At 66.3% G+C, this 15,787-nt stretch carries 16 protein-coding genes; 6 read left to right on the top strand and 10 right to left on the bottom strand.

Annotation, left to right across the window (positions count from 1 at the left end):
* Positions 1-18: 18 nt before the first annotated feature.
* Complete coding sequence (locus CAM01S_RS03085) at positions 19-762, bottom strand: SDR family NAD(P)-dependent oxidoreductase (RefSeq protein ID WP_245631514.1); 744 nt, start codon at positions 760-762, stop codon at positions 19-21.
* A gap of 153 nt (positions 763-915) precedes the next feature.
* Between CAM01S_RS03085 and CAM01S_RS03080 the strand changes: the two genes are divergently transcribed.
* The gene (locus CAM01S_RS03080) at positions 916-1,971 is read left to right on the top strand and encodes an aldo/keto reductase (RefSeq protein WP_066516231.1); all 1,056 of its coding nucleotides are present in this window, start codon (positions 916-918) and stop codon (positions 1,969-1,971) included.
* Positions 1,972-2,103: 132 nt separating this feature from the next.
* Here CAM01S_RS03080 and CAM01S_RS03075 read toward each other — a convergent pair whose 3' ends face one another.
* The 5 genes from CAM01S_RS03075 to CAM01S_RS03055 all read right to left on the bottom strand — a co-directional run bounded on the left by CAM01S_RS03075 (position 2,104) and on the right by CAM01S_RS03055 (position 6,859).
* Positions 2,104-3,147 (bottom strand): DUF2891 family protein, encoded by a 1,044-nt coding sequence (locus tag CAM01S_RS03075; RefSeq protein ID WP_245631513.1) that lies wholly within the window; start codon positions 3,145-3,147, stop codon positions 2,104-2,106.
* A gap of 84 nt (positions 3,148-3,231) precedes the next feature.
* Positions 3,232-3,822: a GNAT family N-acetyltransferase gene (locus CAM01S_RS03070; protein ID WP_066516227.1), complete on the bottom strand. Its 591-nt coding sequence runs from the start codon at positions 3,820-3,822 to the stop codon at positions 3,232-3,234.
* 593 nt (positions 3,823-4,415) lie between these two features.
* A complete protein-coding gene (locus tag CAM01S_RS03065; protein WP_066516224.1) occupies positions 4,416-5,375 on the bottom strand; it encodes an aldo/keto reductase in 960 nt (319 codons plus the stop codon).
* Positions 5,372-6,085: a TetR/AcrR family transcriptional regulator gene (locus CAM01S_RS03060; RefSeq protein ID WP_066516761.1), complete on the bottom strand. Its 714-nt coding sequence runs from the start codon at positions 6,083-6,085 to the stop codon at positions 5,372-5,374. Before CAM01S_RS03060 ends, CAM01S_RS03065 begins: the two co-directional genes overlap by 4 nt.
* 279 nt (positions 6,086-6,364) lie before the next feature.
* Positions 6,365-6,859 (bottom strand): GNAT family N-acetyltransferase, encoded by a 495-nt coding sequence (locus CAM01S_RS03055; protein ID WP_169795818.1) that lies wholly within the window; start codon positions 6,857-6,859, stop codon positions 6,365-6,367.
* Positions 6,860-7,038: 179 nt separating this feature from the next.
* On the opposite strand from CAM01S_RS03055, the gene CAM01S_RS03050 reads away from it, so the two are divergent.
* Entirely contained in the window at positions 7,039-7,890 is an 852-nt protein-coding gene (locus CAM01S_RS03050) for a phosphotransferase family protein (RefSeq protein ID WP_066516208.1), read from the top strand.
* A gap of 96 nt (positions 7,891-7,986) precedes the next feature.
* Here the strand turns inward: CAM01S_RS03050 and CAM01S_RS03045 are convergent, their stop codons facing one another.
* Complete coding sequence (locus CAM01S_RS03045) at positions 7,987-8,484, bottom strand: GNAT family N-acetyltransferase (protein WP_157071377.1); 498 nt, start codon at positions 8,482-8,484, stop codon at positions 7,987-7,989.
* Between the two features lie 117 nt (positions 8,485-8,601).
* Between CAM01S_RS03045 and CAM01S_RS03040 the strand changes: the two genes are divergently transcribed.
* From CAM01S_RS03040 to CAM01S_RS15250, 4 genes are all read left to right on the top strand, one after another.
* Positions 8,602-9,567, top strand: a complete 966-nt coding sequence (locus CAM01S_RS03040; RefSeq protein ID WP_066516202.1) for a DUF2332 domain-containing protein — start codon at positions 8,602-8,604, stop codon at positions 9,565-9,567.
* Positions 9,568-9,670: 103 nt separating this feature from the next.
* On the top strand, positions 9,671-10,219 hold the full coding sequence (locus tag CAM01S_RS03035) for a hypothetical protein (protein ID WP_066516198.1): 549 nt from the start codon (positions 9,671-9,673) through the stop codon (positions 10,217-10,219).
* Between the two features lie 93 nt (positions 10,220-10,312).
* Positions 10,313-10,771 (top strand): GNAT family N-acetyltransferase, encoded by a 459-nt coding sequence (locus tag CAM01S_RS03030; protein WP_066516195.1) that lies wholly within the window; start codon positions 10,313-10,315, stop codon positions 10,769-10,771.
* 920 nt (positions 10,772-11,691) lie between these two features.
* Positions 11,692-12,261, top strand: a complete 570-nt coding sequence (locus CAM01S_RS15250) for a GntR family transcriptional regulator (RefSeq protein WP_083527671.1) — start codon at positions 11,692-11,694, stop codon at positions 12,259-12,261.
* A gap of 677 nt (positions 12,262-12,938) precedes the next feature.
* Here the strand turns inward: CAM01S_RS15250 and CAM01S_RS03015 are convergent.
* From CAM01S_RS03015 to CAM01S_RS03005, 3 genes are read right to left on the bottom strand one after another with little or no spacing between them, the layout of a single operon-like run.
* Entirely contained in the window at positions 12,939-13,961 is a 1,023-nt protein-coding gene (locus CAM01S_RS03015) for a hypothetical protein (RefSeq protein WP_066516187.1), read from the bottom strand.
* The gene (locus CAM01S_RS03010) at positions 13,958-14,833 is read right to left on the bottom strand and encodes a type II secretion system F family protein (protein ID WP_373277680.1); all 876 of its coding nucleotides are present in this window, start codon (positions 14,831-14,833) and stop codon (positions 13,958-13,960) included. Before CAM01S_RS03010 ends, CAM01S_RS03015 begins: the two co-directional genes overlap by 4 nt.
* A 21-nt stretch (positions 14,834-14,854) precedes the next feature.
* Positions 14,855-15,784 carry a type II secretion system F family protein gene (locus CAM01S_RS03005; protein WP_066516179.1) on the bottom strand — a complete coding sequence of 310 codons (930 nt, stop codon included), beginning with the start codon at positions 15,782-15,784 and terminating at the stop codon, positions 14,855-14,857.
* Between the last annotated feature and the right edge of the window lie 3 nt (positions 15,785-15,787).

Below are 15,787 nucleotides of genomic sequence, written 5' to 3'. Positions count from 1 at the left end.
CGTGCTGCGGCGCCGGGATCAGAAGACGGTGTATCCGCCGTCGATGGTGAGCACAGAACCGGTCATGAAGCTGGACGCTTCGCTGGCGAGAAACACCATCGCAGGGCCGAGCTCGTCCGGCTCGCCGGCACGCTGCTGCGGAGTGTCCTCGATCCAGTGACGATGGAATGCTGGATCGTTCACCGGCGCCATGTCCGTGTGCATATAGCCGGGAGCGATGGCGTTGACGCGGACGTGATGAGGCGCCCACTCTGCCGCGAGGCTTCTGGTGAGGTGATGCACGGCGGCCTTGGATGCGTTGTACGCAGGCTGCCACTGCGGTCGATTCACAATCGACCCCGACATCGACCCGACGTTGACGATTGAACCTCCGCCCTGGTCGATCATGTGCCGTCCGAATACTTGGCTGGCAATCCATACACCATCGAGATTCACGCTCATCACGTCGCGCCACGCTTCGTCGGTCACGTCCAGCGCGGGCTCGTGGATACATGCACCAGCGTTGTTCACCAGAACGTCCACGCGGTCAAAGCGCTCGACCGACGCAGCCAAGAGCCGTTCGATGTCCTGGCGGCGGGTGACGTCGGCCAGGACCGTCAGCACGCCGACGTCGAGTCCAGCCAGTTGCTCCTCGACCGAACGGGCGGCTAGCGGGTCTCGGCCGACGATCACGACGTTGGAGCCCGCTTCGGCGAGAGCACGAGCGAACGCGCGCCCCAACCCCCGAGTCGAGCCAGTGATAACGCTGGTTCGACCGCGCATGCTGAATCTGTCCAGAACGGGCATCGTTGCTCTTTTCCCGCAGGCGCCGATCCTATTCAGGATCGGCAACGCCCAGAACGACGATGTGTCCCCGGGACGCCGTCCCGCTCATGCTTGTGTCTGCCCGCGGGGTCAACTCGGTAGCGTTGCCGCATGGAATGTCGTCATCTCGGCCGCACCGGCCTGCAGGTCTCCACGATCAGCCTCGGCACCATGGGCTTCGCCGGTACTGGGTGGGCGAGCCCCATCGGCCACATCGACGTCGATGGAGCGCGACGCCAGATTGACATCGCCCGAGAAGCCGGCGTGAACCTGATCGACACCGCAGACGTGTATTCGAGCGGTGCATCCGAAGAGATCCTGGGCAAAGCCCTCGGCGCGGACCGCGACCAGGTACTCATCGCCACGAAGGTGCGCGGCGGAATGGGCGACGGCCCGAACGATGGCGGCCTTTCGCGACACCACATCGTGAAGGCGGCAGAAGACAGCCTGCGCCGATTGGGCACCGATTACATCGATCTTTATCAGCTCCACGGCTGGGACGGGTCGACCCCGCTGGAGGAAACGCTGGGCGCCCTCGACGACCTCGTCCGCTCAGGGAAGGTGCGGTACATCGGTGCCTCAAACTTCTCAGGCTGGCACCTGATGAAGGCGCTGTGGGCGTCGGACGTCAAGGGCCTGGAGCACTTCGCGAGCCAGCAGATCTACTACTCGCTGCAGAACCGCGACGCCGAGAACGAGCTCGTCCCGATCACCCTTGACCAGGGTCTCGGGATCCTCGTGTGGAGTCCTCTTGCGGGCGGCCTCCTCACCGGCAAGTACCGCAAAGGGCAGGACGCCCCGGAGGGGTCGCGTCGTTTCGAAGGCTGGACCGAGCCTCCCATTTATGACGAAGATCGGCTCTACGACACGATCGAGGTGCTCGTCGAGATCGCCGAACAACACGGCATCACGCCGACACAAGCGGGACTCGCATGGACGCTCGCGAAGCCTGGCGTCACGAGCGCCATCGTCGGCGCTCGCACCGAGGACCAGCTGCGCGACAGCCTCGGATCGGCCGACGTAACCCTGACGGAGGCGGACATCGCTCGCCTCGATGCCGTCAGTGCCACCCCGCTCCAATACCCGTACTGGCACCAGGCGAACACGGCCGACGGTCGGTCGAGCGCGGCCGATCTCAGCCTTATCGGGCGGCATATCCAGCGCTAGCGTCCTTCCGCAAAGTAGGGCCGCTGAGTGCACCGCGAGCACGACCCAGGTCGCGCGGTGCACTCAACGGCCGGGCTTGAGATGGTCGGAGCATTGCTCTGCCTCATCACCCGCATCGCGGAGCGAACTCCTCTATCGGGCCTCCCGCGCCTCCAGGGCATCCCACGCGAAACTGGCCAACCAGTGGGTCGACACGTATTCGGAGCCAACGCTTGCCTGTAGCGCGGCCGGGAGGAGCTGGTCGGCGGCCCCAATGAGAAGCCGACTCACCCTGTCGGCAGACGTATCCGAGAGCACCGCCCCGACGCGCCGAGCCGCTCCTGCTCGTGAGAGGTCGAGGCCAAAAAGGTGCGCCTGATGTCCATCCTGCTGGTCTCGGACGAGCACGGGGTCGAGAAGCTCACTGCCCGCGGTGAGTTGTGAGAAAAACTGCTCCGCCCAGAGCGGGAATTCGTCCGGCCGGGCAACCTCCCGCATGAGGTCGGCTTCTGCGAGCCCGGGCGAGAGGAAGTCCTGACCACTGCGCTCCCACTCGAACGGCCACCCACGATCCGCGCCGAACCACTGCCACGCCATCTGCTCGCACGCGTCAACGAGTTCGGCCCGCTGGAGAATTCGCGCGGCCTGCAGGATCAGCATCAGACCGAACGCGGTGTTGGAATGAACGCCGTGGCGCACCGGATGGGCCGCCCGCGCCAACCAGCTGAGCGTATTCGCCTCAACCGTGTCAACGAGCGGCGCGAGCGAAGCCGCCAGGCGCGACACCGGAAGAGCGTCCGATGTGGCGAGCGCAGCCGCGAGCCGCATCGCCCAGGCCCAACCATAGGGTCGCTCGTAGTACGGATTGGCCGCAAGGTAGCCGACCTCGGCAGCAACGTTGACTGGGGTGAGATGCGCCTCCAGCAAGCCAGTCAACCGGGCGTGCAGTTGCGGCGACACTCCGAATTCTATTGTCCGCGCCGCGAGCCAATGCATGTGGACCGAAGAATGCCAGTCGTACGAGGTTCCGAAAGCGGGATGGATCTGCACCGGAAGCGGCCGATCCTCCGGGCCGACCGTGGTGTGATGCGCAGCGTACGGGTATTCGCGACTCAGGCTCTCCGTCGCGACAGACCCCAGCCGCTCGGCCCAAGCCGCGCGTACCAGCGGAACAGAATCCTGATCGAGTTCGGGCACGGCGGGAGCCTCCTCAGTGATAGCCAACGATTTCATCGGCCTGCGGACGTGCAGCACGGGCAAATCGGTCTCGCAAGGCCGAGACTAGGTAGACCGAGTCGATAAGGGCTCCATCGATGGCGACGTCTGCTCGTCATGCTCGTCACGGAGCATCGCCCAGGAATCGACGCTCGTCCACTCACCTTTGCACCATTCGGCGTCAACGGCACGGCCCTCATGCCGAAAACCGAGCCGCGTGAACAGGTGCGCCGCGGGGCTGTTCCGAGCGTCGGTGCGCGCGATGACGCGATGCGCTCCGTGATCGCGAAAGAGGATGTCGGTAAGGCGCGCCAGAGCCTCCCGGCCGGCACCCACACCTTGCCACGCCGCGGCAAGCGTCACGCCGAGCTCGTATGAGTCGGGCTGGTCTGCGATGACATGGAGGGCAACGTCGCCGACGAGCGCCGTTCTGTCCCGCTCGTGGAGCGCGATCTGAAGCCAGTCCCCGGACTGCGGGAGGAGTTGTCTCGGCTGGGCCGCGATGAGCGCGTCGGTGTCAGCGTCCGACCAATCCATAGTCCACGACTGGAATCGGGCAACGGCAGGATCGCGCCGGTACGCGGTAAAGGTCACGCGGTCAGTTGCGCTCAGCGGGATGAGGACGAAGCGATCCGTCACGATCGGAAAGTCGATCACGGCGGGGATGGTATCGGAACACGCGCTGTCAGCTTCAGAGATCGCGTTCGAAGACGTACATAACCGAGCCCGCGGTGCCGCCGACGCGGTTGGTGAAGCTGAGACTTTCATAGAGGTGCCGCGGCCGCAGGCCCTTCGGCAGCAAATCGTGCGCTACCCGCTGGTGATTCGCAGTCGGCCAGCGGCGCTGAGCCTCACCAGCGACGCGCGGTTCGCGACAACACCGCACGCGGTGGTGCCGACTGCGCAACGCGGTGCGAGCGTTCCGGGCAGACCGGATGCTCTCCGTCGTGGTGGCCGATGAGCGGCCTCCGCAGCGCACGCATCGCGTCGAGGACCTCGCAATCCTCTACGGACGGCTGCGATCCGTCATTGATGATTGATCGGCGCGGAAGAAAATCGGGATATACCGACAGGACGGCGCGGGCAGACCCGCTGGACAAAGAAGATCCCCCAAGTGCGCATCGTTGAGAGGCGTGGGGGATGCGGTGCAAAGAGATTAGCACGAACCCTCGGCGGAGCCTGGGCACGGGCCTGCTGAGTCAGGTGCGAACGGCCCTATCGGACACGGGCAGGGCTAGTAGCGCGATACCTCAGGATCGCGGTCGGCGGAGCGCGTCGACCATCCGCGCTGGCATCTGTTGCAGTTCGGCGGCGGATTCGTCTTCGAGGGCGGTGAGTCCGGCAACTTCACCTTCCGTCAGTTCCGGGGCGATGGCCGCGGCGCGGAGGTTGTCGTTGAGGTGATCGACGGAACGCGTGCCAGGGATCGGTACGACCACCGGCGAGCGTCGGAGCATCCAAGCGAGTGCGATCGTCGCTTCGGACACCCCGAGGCGATGCGCTGGTTTGGTGAGGGCGGGAAGCCCTGCCAGCCCACCTGTGGCGAGCGGGAAGTACGGCACGAACGCGATGCCGTGCTGTTCGCAGGCATCGAGGACTTCCACGCCGGAGCGGTCGATGAGGTTGTAGCGGTTCTGCACGGCAGCGATCGGTGTCCACTGCATTGCTTGGGCAAGCAAGTCGTTCGTCGCTCCGGATATGCCGATGCGGTCGATCTTGCCTTCGTCGCGAAGGTCGGTGAGGACGCCGAGGCTCTCTGATAGTGGGACTTCCGAGCCGATGGAGTCGGCGCGGTCCGCGCTGTCGCCCCAGAGCCGGAGGTAGGTCAGGGGGCTCCGCTCGGTGCGGAGGTCGAGCAGGGCATCTTCGACCTGGGAGCGAATCGACTCCGGTCGACTGTCGGTCAGCCATTCGCCGTGCGCACCACGGGTCGCGCCGACCTTGTTGCCGATGACCACGTCGTCGGCGAACGGGGCGAGCGCGCGGCCGATGAGTTGGTTGACGGTGCGGGGACCGTAGGCGTTGGCGGTGTCGAAGAACCGCACGCCCGCCTCGACGGCGTGCTGCAGGAGCGCAATGGCGGCGTTCGGGTCACGCGGCAGCCCGATCACCCCTACACCGGCGAGCTGCATGGCTCCGTAACCGATCCTCGGCACGCTCACACCGCCGAGGTTGAACGTCGTGCTGGTCCCGGGAGTTCTCGTGGTCATTCTGATTGCGCTTCCTGTGCTGTCGGCGTGGTGTCCGCGATGCGGTGCAGCCACTGAATGAAGAGCGCTGATTCGGCCGCGGTGAACTGCGCGTCCTGCGCGGCGACCTCGTCGATCAGCAACCGCGCTGCGCGAGGCGGTGTCGCCGCGGTCTCGGTTCCGCGCTGGCGCGACGGCACGGTGGTGAGTGCGGCCAGGAGTGCGGATCGCATCGCGTCGGCCGTAGGATCGGTGGCCGGGCGGCGGAGGCGGTTGAGTTGCGAGACGCACCCAACGGCCATTCCTGTCGTCATCACGACGGCCGTGTCGACGTCGATGCGCAGCAGCCCCGCGTCGTTCATGCGCTGGAGACCTGCGCGCAGCAGTTCGTCCGCAGTTGCAGCCGCATCGCTCGTCCGCCCCGGGGCATACATCAGTGCGTAGAGAACCGGGTTGTCCACACCGAACGCGACGTGAAGGTCCCACCCCGCAGCGAAATCGACGACGAGGTCACCAGAGCGCATAATCCCCTTTTTCCGTTCGAGGTACTCCGTGAACGCCTGCTCGACCACAACGTCGAGCAGGCCCTCCTTCGTCCCGAAGTGGTGGTACAGCGTTGGAGCCGCGACACCGGCCGTCTCATAGAGGTCACGCGTGGTCGGTTCGAGTTCCGGATGCGCCGTCAGCAGTTCGCGTGCAGCGTCGAGGAGCCTGGTCCGTCCAGAGATCATGTACCAACGATACATCGGGCGGGCATCAAATGTACCCGCGATACAGCCCACCAGAGCGCCAGAAAATGCCCTGTGGAGGGACGCCAAACGCTACACGGCTCCCTCACCACCGCCAGCCATCTCCTACGCGCCCGAGAAGGTCACGTGCGATGCCACTGGGATGGGGTTCACCTGCTGCGCTCGCCCGCGATCGCCCCTCCATGCGCCCATCCGCTCCCGGTGGAACCGATACCCCGGAATTGTCAATCGGTCACCGGACAGGCGGCTCTTCCGTCGTGCCTAGAGCAGCCGCTCGTACGTGCGAAGCGGCCGCTTGAGCAGTGCGTGTTCGTACTCATCCCCCACGGGCCGCCAGCCCTCGCTCTCGTACAGGCTCACGGCGGGTCGATTATCGACAAGCGCATGGAGCACGGCGCGCGCGTACCCGGAGGCACTGAGATGCTGGGTCACCGCGCGGAGCAGCGTTCGACCGAGCCCGCGGGTCTGCCTGCCCGGAGCGACAGCAAGCAGGCTCACGACGGCCGCGTCCGGTGGGTCGGTGGGCATGCCGCTGCCGGGTCGCGTCGCAAGCACGAACCCGTCAATCCGAGCGGCGCGCACCGCGAGCAGCCAGCCGATGCTGCGGTCGAACTTGGGCCGAGCTCGGTCCGCGACTCCATCGAATGCCTGCCCGTCGCGGTCCGCGCACGCGGCAACCCAGATCGCCACGCACGCGTCGACATCGCTGGGCGCGCCTCCCCGCAGATCAGGGGTTGCCTCGGCCTCGTTGCGCACGGCCACAGTATTCACGGCCTCAAGCCCGTCCGCACCCGGGAGCGAACCCATCCGCGCTAGACACCCTGGTCGAACCCGACACCCACGGGGTGGCTCGAGTACGAGTCGACTACCTCCGAACTGGTCCCGATCCTCTCGGCGGCTCCGACCGGTGTGGGAAGCCTGGGTAACGTGAAGCCGTGACGGAAACCCGGTACGCGGCACCGGACGCCGACGCCGTGAACGAACTTGTCAACGCGGCCCTTCGCTCGGTCGGGTCAACGGTGCCCTCGGAGCGGTGGGAACGCGTCGCGCACGGGTCCGCGAACCTGGTGATCCTCGCGGACGACGTCGCGGTTCGGGTGAGTCGAACCTCCGCAGCCGCAGCGCAATCGGTACGTGCGCAACAGCTGGTCGACGCATTGCCGGACCTACCATTCGCGGTCCCACGCTCCCTCGCATCACCGAGCAGGAACGGGCACCTCGTCGCTATTCCGCAGCGGCGAGCTCCCGGCGCGCCCCACGCCCCCGGCAGCGGAGAACCCGCGAGGCTTGTCGAACTGCTCGACGCGCTCACGAGTGTCGCCCTCCCAGACATCGAACAACATCTCGCGGAACCCCACGCCTACATGGGCGGAGCGGACTGGTACACCGTCATGGTCGCCCACGCCATCCCGCTGCTCGCAACCCCCGCTCGGTCGACTGCCCGGAACGCCGCCGATGCGCTCGCCGAACTGGACACCGTGTCGCCAGCGCTGACCCACGGTGACCTCGCCGGCGCGAACGTTCTCTGGAACGGGCCTCACGTCAGCGCGGTCATCGACTGGGACCTCGCCTCCGCCGGCGACCCAGCTGAGGACGTCGCCGCGCTCGCGACCTGGCACGGATGGACAGAGCTCGAGCGCCGACTGCCATCACAGGTGCTCGAACGGGCTCGCGTGATTGCAGCGACATTCCCCATCCAGGTCATCTGCTTCGCGATCGTCAACCAACGACCCGCTGAAGAACTGCAACGCGCAGTCCAACGAGCCGAAGCGCGCCTGATCGGCTAACTCCCCCAGCCTCCGGCGCGCTCTTCAGCCGGTGCGCTTACCGGCTACCTGGAATGCTCCGGCTATCCCCAGTCTGACGCGGCGCGAGCGAAGGCGCTACGCGCGCCCGGTCAGCGAATCGGCATCGCGTGTGGACCTTGCGTCGCGCCGCTGTGCGCAGAACAGGACAAGCGCTCCACCATCCGCTCTCGCGTCCAAAATGGCCGACGACCGGGCAATTTCCTCGAACCCGAAGCTCGCGTGCATCCGCATCGATGCCACGTTGTGGTCGTCCGTGAAATACAGCACCGTGTCGGACCGCTCCCAGACCCAGTCGATCCGCGCCGCGGTCAGCGCGCGCCCGATTCCACGACGACGGTGGTCTGGGTGGACGCTCACTCCACCGAGGTAGTAGCCGGCCCGGGCTGGAATGACATCTTCCAGTTGGTGGTGCGTCTTGCCAGCACCAACGATTTCGCCGTCGATGACCGCGACCACAACACACCGATCCGGATCCTCGTCGAGCACCCTCGAATCCCACAACGATCGACCGCACGCCGCATGCATGCCGTTGATGCCGAGCACGTCGTCGGGGAGCGCGCGCCGGATGATCACGCGCCGAGCGTAACGCGCGATCAACGGCCCGGCCTCCGAGCAGGAGACCGTGCGCCCGATCCCTGTCCGCTCCACACCGGCGTTCGAGCTGAATGAGGCCTTCCGTAGGACGCGGCTGTGGCGACGACCGGCGACAAGTACCGCGTGTGGGCTGATGTTGAAGCACGAGGCGTGTCGGACTTGTACTTCGACTGGGCGATTGGTGTCGCGGCCGACGAGGATCTCCTGGAGCTGGTCGACGAGTTGCCGGCGGTCAAGCGGCAGCCGAACCTCGTTTTCGCCTCGGCTCGGGTGGCCGGTGTTCCGCTCCTGCCCTACCGGCAGGCGCGAGCGGAATTCATCGCCCGATGGGGCACGATCCGCGAGGTCGCACTCGGACACGCGACGCGGACGAACGAAGCGCGTCGCTGCGCCGTGCTCTTGCCGGAATTCGCAAATATCGCGGGCCCTATCGCGCTGCTCGAAGTCGGAGCGTCCGCGGGACTGTGTCTGTACCCGGACAGGTACGCCTACCGGTTCGTCACCGACAGCGGAACTCACCAGCTTCAACCGGTCGGCGGCAGCTCGGTCGTCCTCGAAACCGTCTTACGGGGACGTGCGGCGCCGACACGGCTCCCGGAGATCGTCTGGCGGGCGGGCATCGACCTGAACCCGCTTGACGTCCGAGAGCCTGCGTCGCTCGAGTGGTTGGAGACACTCATTTGGCCAGAACACGACGAGCGGCGCCGTGATTTGCGCGCCGCTGCATCGGTCGTCGCAGCGGAGCCGCCGCTCCTCGTCGCCGGGGACCTGAACGAAGTGTTCGAGGACGTCGCCACGCTCGCGCCCGCCGACGCGACATTGGTCGTGTTCCACAGCAGCGTACTCGTTTACCTCACCCCAGACGCTCGAGCATCATTCATTCGCACGGTGCGAGCCAGCCGCGCCGTGTGGATCAGCAACGAAGGGAAGTCGGTGCTCCCGGAGATCACCCAACAGCTGCCAAGCGTCACCGACAACGGCACCGTCCTGGCAGTCGACGGGGCACCCGTCGCAATCGTCGGCCCCCACGGCCAGTACTTCTCCGCGCTCGGCAGCTCCTGATCCGACGCCAGCCAAATGTCCCGGAGCGCACCCGCGGCGGGCCTTTTCTGGTCGTACAGGTCTATCGATTGCGCGCGCGGTCTCCGCAGCGAACACTGATGCAATGGAGCACCGCCGCTCGCACCCCGTAACGGTGCTGGTACCCCTGGGGATGTCACAGCCCCACGTCACTGCGTGGTCAGCCACGGAACCCTCTGCGAGCGTCTCCGCGACCTTTCCGGGTTCTGACGGCAATGCCACGCTCACCATCAGCACCATCGTCCGAACCGGTGAGCAGTTCTCCGCGCAGGGAGCCGTGCACGCTATCGCCACCGATCCGGAGACCCTCGCGGCCAGCGCCGTGGTCGCGCTCCTGCTCGCCGCGGTGCCCCCGGTCGCATCAGACGACGTCCGCGCAGCCGCTCGCGCTGCAGTCACCGAGATCGAGGCGCGCGCTCGCGCCGCTTCGGCGACCCTGCACGATCCCAACCGATGGCCGCCCGCCCGAGTGCAGGTCGATGGCGAGGAGTTCACCCTCCGCCGCCATACCCTCCCCGAGGGCGTCGCCGGATTCGCCGACCTCGGCACTGAAGTCATCACCGTCGCGACACCACTCCTGCCGGACCCGCTCATCCTCACCCGTCGGACGGCGGACGGCCCAAACCTCGTCTGAACACCGCCACTTCACACTCCGCGGCCTCGCTCGGCGATCATCGCACCGCATGGAAGATGCCCCGCCAGCCCCCGTGGCGCGGTACCGTCGGCCATGCTCATCGCCGTTGAGGATCCGCGTTCTCCAGACGTGCTGGCGCTGCTGGAGGAGCACCTGCGAGACATGTACCGCGCCTCGCCCGCCGAGAGCGTTCATGCGCTGGATCCGAAGGCGTTGACGGACCCGGCGATCACCTTTTGGGCTGCTCGCGACGATGGCGGGGCGCTACTCGGTGTGGGTGCGCTCATGCAGCACGACGAGGATATGGGCGAGGTCAAGTCGATGCGAACGCGAACAGCGGCGCGCGCCCGCGGCGTCGCCAGCGCTCTGCTCGCCACCATCATCAACGAGTGCCGCCAGCGCGGCATTACGGAGCTCAACCTGGAGACGGGCACTCAGGACTACTTCTCTGCAGCACGCCGCCTGTACGCCCGACACGGTTTCGTCTCCCGAGGACCGTTCGCCGACTACACCCTGGATCCGAACAGCGCGTATTTCACCCTCGCCGTCTGACGCTGGAGTCAGCCGGACCGACACCGCCGATAGTGAGCGAGCACGCGAGCACGCACATCGCGAAGCGGCCCGGCGTGAACCCCGCGACGTTGCGGCTGGCAGCGGTACCAAACCCGGCCGCCCCGCGATGAAGAAGAAGTGAAGTGAGGTGTTCGGACAATTCGTCGATGGCCGCAGGGACGCGGACTCGCACATCCGCCTCTGCTGGGCGTTCCACGGGTCTTGGGATTCGGTTCCACGGGCTTCCCCAGTGCCATGCCTGCGGGAACCTCGAGGGCATGGTCCCTCATGCCGATTACGGCTCGAAATCCCTCGCAGTCGTCTACATCGTCCGGAGCGCGCAACTCACGCTAAGCCCTCGGCGAGTGTTAGTACACGCTCTCGCCGAGGCGGTGAACGGGCTCCACCAGACCGAGCTCATCCGCGGTCGCGGGCACTGGCACACGGTCGAGCACGTCGAGTTCGCCACTCTCGAGGACGTCCCGTGGTGGAACAACCAGCGCCACCATCGCGAACTCGAGTACAGCGCCCCGTTCGTAGTGAGCAGGGGTACTACCCCGCTGAAGACCAACCAGCACGCCCTGGCGAAAGAGATCGATATGAACGAAAACCAGATCAGATCACTGGCAGCGGGACCGCATGTACCTGAGCATCGTTCAGTCCAATCCGCTCGGTGGATAGCCTCTTGGGGGTCACAGTTGCACGAGGGTGGCCCTTTCATCGTTTTCCTATAGGATCGCTGATGCGGGGGAATCAACCACTCCGGCCGCATCTCGAGGCCACTATCTGCCTAACCAGCAGAAGCCTCTCTCGTATGCCTGGTTCGATTCGGGTTCGAGCCAGGCATACGAGCTGCGACCGTGCGCATGTGTTGACCCCGCGGAACTTGTTATGACATTCCCAAACCTCGCGCTTCCGACATGCACGCGAACCACCGCACCCGTCGGGCGGCGTTCCGGCGCCCGAGTGGGGCCGGCCTGGTCCACAGTGGACGTTCAGGGCGTCGTCAAGTCCCCGCCGTCCGAATCGCCCGCTGCAGGACGCACGACCGTCGGGTTGCCGATCGTGAGCGAGGTCGAACAGTGAGAAGTGACGGGTCGACAGACACCTATGAGATCGCGCGGAGGGTGTTCGAACGCATCAGAAGCGACGAGTTCCAGGTAGGCGACCGGCTGCCGTTAGGCCGCGAGCTCGCGCAGGAGTTCGGTGTCGACCACAACATCCCGCACCGCGCCTATCAACTGCTCGGAGAACTCGGCTTTGTTCGATCGAAACGGGGCGTCGGAACGTTCTTGGTCAAGAAGCCCGGCCGAAATTCGGTGCTGAACGATCCAGTCCGCGAGGTGGGTCGACGGCTCGTCGACGAGGACCAGGGACTCAACGCTGAACGCGACGTCAAGCGCGACGAACTGCTCCGGTCGCTCGACGAGCTCGAGCACGACATGCAATTGCGCATCGAGCGGCTTCGGGAGCGCATCCGAAGCCTGTGAGTCGGCCGCTGAGCCGAATTCGTTGTACCGGCGATCAAGCAACCGCGGGCCGAGTGGCGAGGGCGCTAGCTGGCCTCCGTATCGCGGAGGGGCCCGAGGCGCAGCACGGCACGGTGGTAGTCCGCGATGACGTACCGCCCGCACCGGATCGTGCTGTGCGGCAGCGTTCGTTCCCTCGCAGGCAATACGAACGGCGGGCTCGCCGGGCTGTTCACCGTGAACGAGACCGTGCGCACACGGAAGTCGGACCGGTTGACCAGCCACTGGAACGCATCCCTGTTGCGTGTCGACCTGAATCAACCGATCCGGCTGGGCCAAGTACGCCTTCGGGCCGCGGACCGTCCAGAACTCCCCCGCGCCGTACTCGTGCGACTGCCCGACCCAGGCGTCGACACACGCGATCGACCGATCCGTCGCCCGCGCGGTGCGCGCCACACCCGACCCGGCCACACCGACCGTGGCTGCGATCAGCACCGTCGCGCTGAGCAGACCGGACGGCAGCGCGAGCGGCAGCCGGAGGCGCCCGAGCCGCGCCCGCCGCGCGCGCAGCAGTCGCGGGAGAATCAGCAGCCCGACGACCGGTGCGTAAAACAGCGGCTGCATGTAGCGGGTCGAGGGCGCACCCATAGCGAGCGTCCCGAAGGTCGCCAGCAGCGGTGAAAATACCGCAAAACCGGCTACGACGATCGCCACAGGATCCGCAGCGGTGAGCGCTCGACAAGCAGTGCGACGCTGACGATCAGCAGGAACACGAGAAGGAATGTCCCGCAGACCTCAGCGGGCGTCGAGAGCTGCCATCGGAGGAAAGCGCCCCCGAGGTAGCCGAGATTGCCGCTCGTGGACAGTTGCCCCACCACGGTGACGGGGTCGATCGCGCCCGACAGCGGGACGCGGAGCGCGAAACCCAGGGCCGAGCCTCCCGCAATAGAGCCGCCGATACGCAGCAGTGCGGTGAGTCGCAGCGCCCTGAGGAACACCGTGATAAGGAGCACGCAGACCAACGGACCAGTCGCCCAGAGCACAAACAGCGGATTCGACATCGTCGACAGAGTCGCAACGGCCCCCAGCGCCACGAGCGGGCGCCACGAACTGCCACCCCGAACGGCCACTCCGGCCAGCCCCGCGGAGACGATCAAAGCGAACACCGTGCCGCTGTAATACGTGCTCGTTCCCATGAACGTCATCAGGTCGAAGCTGTCGGCCGTGCTCGGATTCGTCTCGAGCAGCGTGAGCACGGCGAGCACAGCGAACGCAACGGAAGCGCTCAACCGCTGCATCCGCCAGCTGTGGTCTCGGAGCACCAGGGCGGAGCACCCGCGGAGACAGGCCGCGAGCAGCACGAAGTTCAGCACCGCCACCGCGATGAGCGTCGAGCGGACCGACATGCCGAGCATTGCGACGGCGCCGTAGACAGCGCGCTCCGGAATGAAGAGCACCGACGAGAACACCCAGCGCTGCGACTCCCCGGCAAGCGCGCTCGCGTGCATGAGCGAAAGGATCATCGAATCGCCGGTGTTGAACAGAATCGCCTGGCGCGGCCCGGTGGAGAGGCTCCAGACGGCGACCAGCGACACAGCGACCGCGAATGCCGCGCCGAGGAGTTCCGGCAGCGCTCGCGTCGCGAATGCGCGAAGCGACGTGCTCGGTCTGTCGTTGTTGTCCACGCGCGCCCGCGATTCGACCGCAGCGTTCGCGCTCAATGGCTGAATTCCTGGATGACCGTGATGACGGTGGGTCCGAGCACCGCGATGAACAGCACCGGAAGGATGAACAGCATCAGTGGGAAGAGCACCTTGACGGGGATCTGCATCGCCTTTTCCTCGGCGCGCTGTCGGCGCTTCAGGCGCATCTCCTTCGCTTGGGTGCGGAGGACGCCACTGATCGAGATGCCGTAGCTGTCCGCTTGCACGACGGCGCGGATGAACGCGCGCAGTGTGGGGACGTTGGTTCGCTCGCCGAGCGCTTGGTACGCCTCCCGTCGGGAAAGGCCAATCCGCATGTCCTGGAGTGTGCGGACGAGTTCTTCCGCGAGTGGCCCTTTGCCGTTCTCACCCGCGCGGCTCATCGCCGCCTCGAATCCCAGTCCTGCTTCGACGGCGATCAGCATTTGATCCAGGGTGTCCGGAAGCTCGAGGCCGATCTTCTCCTGCCGTTCGACACCGCGGCTATAGAGCAGAAGATCGGGGACGAAGTACGCGGTGACCACGACGATGATCGACAGCGCGAAGAGCACGCCATTCGGGTGCGCGCTCAGGAGCATCATCCCGAGGAGCGCGGCGACGACGCTGAACAGCGGCTTGGCGATGAGCACTCGCTCCAGCGGCCATCCGGCCGGGCGCCCGGCGAGCGCGTGGAGCCGCTTGATCTTCGCGAGGTTGGCGGGCAGGACGAAGCGCTGCCCTATGCGCTGCAGCGTTGGGGACGGCGCTTGGGTCTCGACAACCGCGGCGATGCCGCGCTCGAGGTTCCGGCGGACGTCCTTCCGCGACGGAGACGGGGCGATGCTCCACATCAGCAGCGGCGCGGCGGCGCCGATGAGCGCGGCGGCGAGCAGGATGTTCAGTGGCAGCACGAGCGCGTTCCTCCGTCCGCGTCAGAACTTGATCTTGACGACTTTTTGCAGCCAGACGGTGCCGATGGTCATCATCACGGCGGCGGCGAACATGAGCACGAATCCCAGCGGGGATTGCACGAATTTCAGGATGTACGAGGGGCTTGTCATCATCAGGATCCCAATGACGACGAACGGCAGCGCCAGGAGGATGTAGGCGGACATCTTGCCTTCGGCGCTGAGCGCCTGCACCTGGCGACGAATCTGACCGCGTTCGCGGATCGTGTGCCCGACCTCGTCGAGAACGCGGGAGAGGTCGCCGCCGACCTCGCGGTGGATCGCGATCGCCTGTGCAACCCAGTTGAAGTCGTCGCTGCGCATGCGCTGCGCGGATCCTTCGAGGGCGTCGTTGAGATCGCGTCCCAACCGAGTTTCGTTCACGATGCGCGCGAACTCCTCGGAGGTGGGTGCGTCCGACTCTCGGGACACCGCGTCGATGGCGCGCAGGAGGCTGTGGCCCGCCCGGAGACCGCCAGCAAGGATCTGCAGGGTCTCATCGAGCTGGTTTGCAAACGCCTTGCGTCGCCGCCCCGCGCGGAACGTGAGCCTCAGTCGTGCGCCGATGGGCACGATGACCAGCGACACGATCCCGAGGCCGATGCCACCGACGAGGTAGCCCAGCAGCATGCCGACGAGCGCGACGGATCCGACGAGGATGACGAATTCTGATGCGGACCGTTTGATGCCGGCTTGCTCTAGCGCGCTCGCGAATCCCGAGCCCCACCCGCGGCGGCGAATGAGGCTGGTGAGCCACGTGGAGAGCGCGCTTGTCACGCTTGCCAGCGCGCTGGTCGTCTCCGCTTGCACGGGGCGTCGCCGGGATAGCGGAATGCGGACTGCTCGGGTGGGAAACACAAGAAACAGGACCACCAGGAGGGCGAGGGCCATGAGGGCGGCGCCGACGAACACCATGCG

It is taken from the genome of Curtobacterium ammoniigenes NBRC 101786 (assembly GCF_001571045.1).
GTDB classification, from domain to species: Bacteria; Actinomycetota; Actinomycetes; order Actinomycetales; family Microbacteriaceae; genus Curtobacterium; species Curtobacterium ammoniigenes.
The sequence above is the reverse complement of the archived record's forward strand: the minus strand, read 5'-3'. Positions and strand labels throughout refer to the sequence as shown.